Annotated in this window: 3 protein-coding genes; 2 read left to right on the forward strand and 1 reads right to left on the reverse strand. The window is 66.4% G+C overall.

Annotated features, from left to right (window positions below; translation table 11 throughout):
- Positions 1–19: 19 nt before the first annotated feature.
- Complete coding sequence (locus EN781_RS31095) at positions 20–778, reverse strand: pseudouridine synthase (protein WP_126056551.1); 759 nt, start codon at positions 776–778, stop codon at positions 20–22.
- 205 nt (positions 779–983) lie between these two features.
- On the opposite strand from EN781_RS31095, the gene EN781_RS31100 reads away from it, so the two are divergent.
- Together EN781_RS31100 and EN781_RS31105 are read left to right on the forward strand one after the other, a co-directional pair.
- The gene (locus EN781_RS31100) at positions 984–1,901 is read left to right on the forward strand and encodes an ABC transporter substrate-binding protein (protein ID WP_189347953.1); all 918 of its coding nucleotides are present in this window, start codon (positions 984–986) and stop codon (positions 1,899–1,901) included.
- Positions 1,894–2,246 (forward strand): iron chelate uptake ABC transporter family permease subunit (locus EN781_RS31105; RefSeq protein WP_145965735.1); only part of this gene is annotated, 353 nt, incomplete at its 3' end. The genes EN781_RS31100 and EN781_RS31105, both read left to right, overlap by 8 nt.

A 2,246-nucleotide genomic window follows, 5' to 3' on the forward strand; every position in this document is an offset into this window, starting at 1 on the left:
ATCCGGGCGAGGGGGAATGCTAGACGCTGTCGCCCTCAAGCATTGTCAGTTCCTCGACCGTCAGGTGCCGTGCCTTGCCCTTCGCGAGTTCGCCGAGCTGTAAGAGCCCGACAGCCACCCTGATCAGCCTCAGCACCTCGACGTCGAAGGCGGCAAGTAGCCGGCGGATCTGGCGGTTGCGGCCTTCGTCGAGCACGACCTCCAGCCAGGCCGTGCGGCCGCCGCTGCGCAGCAGCTCGATCGAGCGCGCCGTCAGCAGTTCGCCGTCGACCGTCGCGCCGTCGCGAAACCGTGCCAGCATGGCGTCGTCGGGCGCGGTGCCGATCTGCACGTGATAGGTCTTGTCGACATGCGAGGCCGGATCGAGCAGTCCGTTCGCCCAGCGCGTGTCATTGGTCATCAAAAGCAGGCCTTCGCTGGCTTTGTCCAGCCGCCCGACGGGCGACACGAAGGGCAGGTCGAGCCCCTCGAGGCAATCGTAGACCGTGCCGCGTCCTTCGGGATCGTCGCGGGTTGTGACCAGCCCGCGCGGTTTGTTGATCATCAGATAGACCTTGCGCTCGGCAACGACCTGCTCGCCGTCAACCGCGATGCGGTCGCGGTCGAGATCGATGCGCAGCGATGGATCGCGCGCGACCTTGCCTGCCACCCGCACGCGGCCCTCCGCGATCAGTACCTCGGCCTGCTTGCGCGAGCACAGCCCAAGCTTCGACAGCGCGCGACTGAGGCTGACACCCGCGCTCGCAGCGCGTCTGGTGGTATGCTGCGGTCGTGCCATGATCCGGCGTTCTTTCCCGATGGACGGCGACAGATGCCACGGGTGGCGGCGGGATCGCAACCCGCCTGGGTTCCATTCGTCTTCAGGAAGCTGGATCGTGCCGCTGCAAAATCCTGATCGACTTTGTCATCTTAAATGTTGACTGGAGATGTCATGTTTCATAGTCAGCTTGGCATCGGCGGCATAGGCCGATTTCGGGAAGTCCATGGAAACCAGGATCGTGCCGGAGAACGACAGGCGAACGACCAAGCGCGGCAACATCACCCGGCGCGCCGCGCTCGGGCTGTTCCTGCTGCCCATGGCCGCCTCCGCCGAGGCGCGGCCGCTGCGCATCGTCTGCCTCGACGACGGGTTGGCCGAGACCCTGCTGATGCTTGGCGTCAGGCCGGTCGCCATCGCCGATCGCGAGGTCTGGGAGACCTGGGTGGTCGAGCCGCCGCTGCCGCCGGAGATCGCCGATGTCGGCACCTTGCTCGAGCCCAATCTCGAATTCCTCCAGCAGCTGAAGCCCGACATCATCCTGTCCATTCCCTATCTCGACGGCATCAAGCCGCAGCTCGAGCGCGTCGCGCCGGTGAAGACGATCGGCCTCTACACCGAGGCCGGAGAACCCTACCGGCTAGCCGTCGAGGCGACCCGCGAGCTCGCCAGGCTGACCCGCAGGCAGGCCGAAAGCGAGGCGCTGATCGCGGCGACCGAGGCCTGTTTCACCGAGACCAGGCAGAAACTCGCGCCGCTGGCGGCAAGGCCGGTCTACATCGTCAACTTCCTCGATCCGCGCAATGTGCGCGTCTATGGCGCCAGGAGTCTCTTCCAGGCGGTGTTCGACCGCATCGGCATCCGCAACGCCTGGACCGGCGAGACCAATTATTGGGGCTTTTCGACCGTCGGCATCGACGGCCTGGCGACAGCGAGCGATGCGCGTCTCGCCTTTCTCGAGCCCATGCCCGAGGGCGCCGGCGGCACGCTGACCGAAAGCCCGGTCTGGAACGCCATGCCCTTCGTGCGCAACCGATCGATCATGCGCCTGCCCGCCGTGCTGATGTTCGGCGGGCTTCCTTCCGCCGCCCGCTTCGCCCGCGTGCTGACCAGGGCGATGACAGGAGAAAACGGCAATGGCTGATGCGGCGGTAAGCAAAGTGGGTACGGCCGGTCTCATCGTCCCGCGCGCCGGTGGCCAGCCGACCGTAGCCATCCTGCTTTGCGCTGCGCTCGCGGCCTTGGCCGTGGCGGCGACCATTCCCAATCTTGCCGTTCAACTGCCGCCGGCGCTTTGGCTCAAGGCGCTCGCTTTACCCGAAATCGACGACATGCGGCAGGTGCTCGTCCACTATGCCTTCCTGCCGAGGCTTGCCGTCAGCCTGCTTTGCGGCGCGGCCCTCGGCCTCGCCGGAACGGTGCTGCAGCAGGTGCTGCGCAATCCGCTCGCCTCGCCGGAGACCGTCGGCGTGTTGGCCGGCGCCTATTT

Origin of the sequence: Mesorhizobium sp. M4A.F.Ca.ET.090.04.2.1, from assembly GCF_003999085.1 — a bacterium.
GTDB lineage: Bacteria > Pseudomonadota > Alphaproteobacteria > Rhizobiales > Rhizobiaceae > Mesorhizobium.

What these genes read in the sequence shown, in the direction of transcription:
- EN781_RS31095 (WP_126056551.1), bottom strand. Translation starts at nt 778, where the DNA reads ATGGCACGACCGCAGCATACCACCAGACGCGCTGCGAGCGCGGGTGTC.
- EN781_RS31100 (WP_189347953.1), top strand. Translation starts at nt 984, where the DNA reads ATGGAAACCAGGATCGTGCCGGAGAACGACAGGCGAACGACCAAGCGC.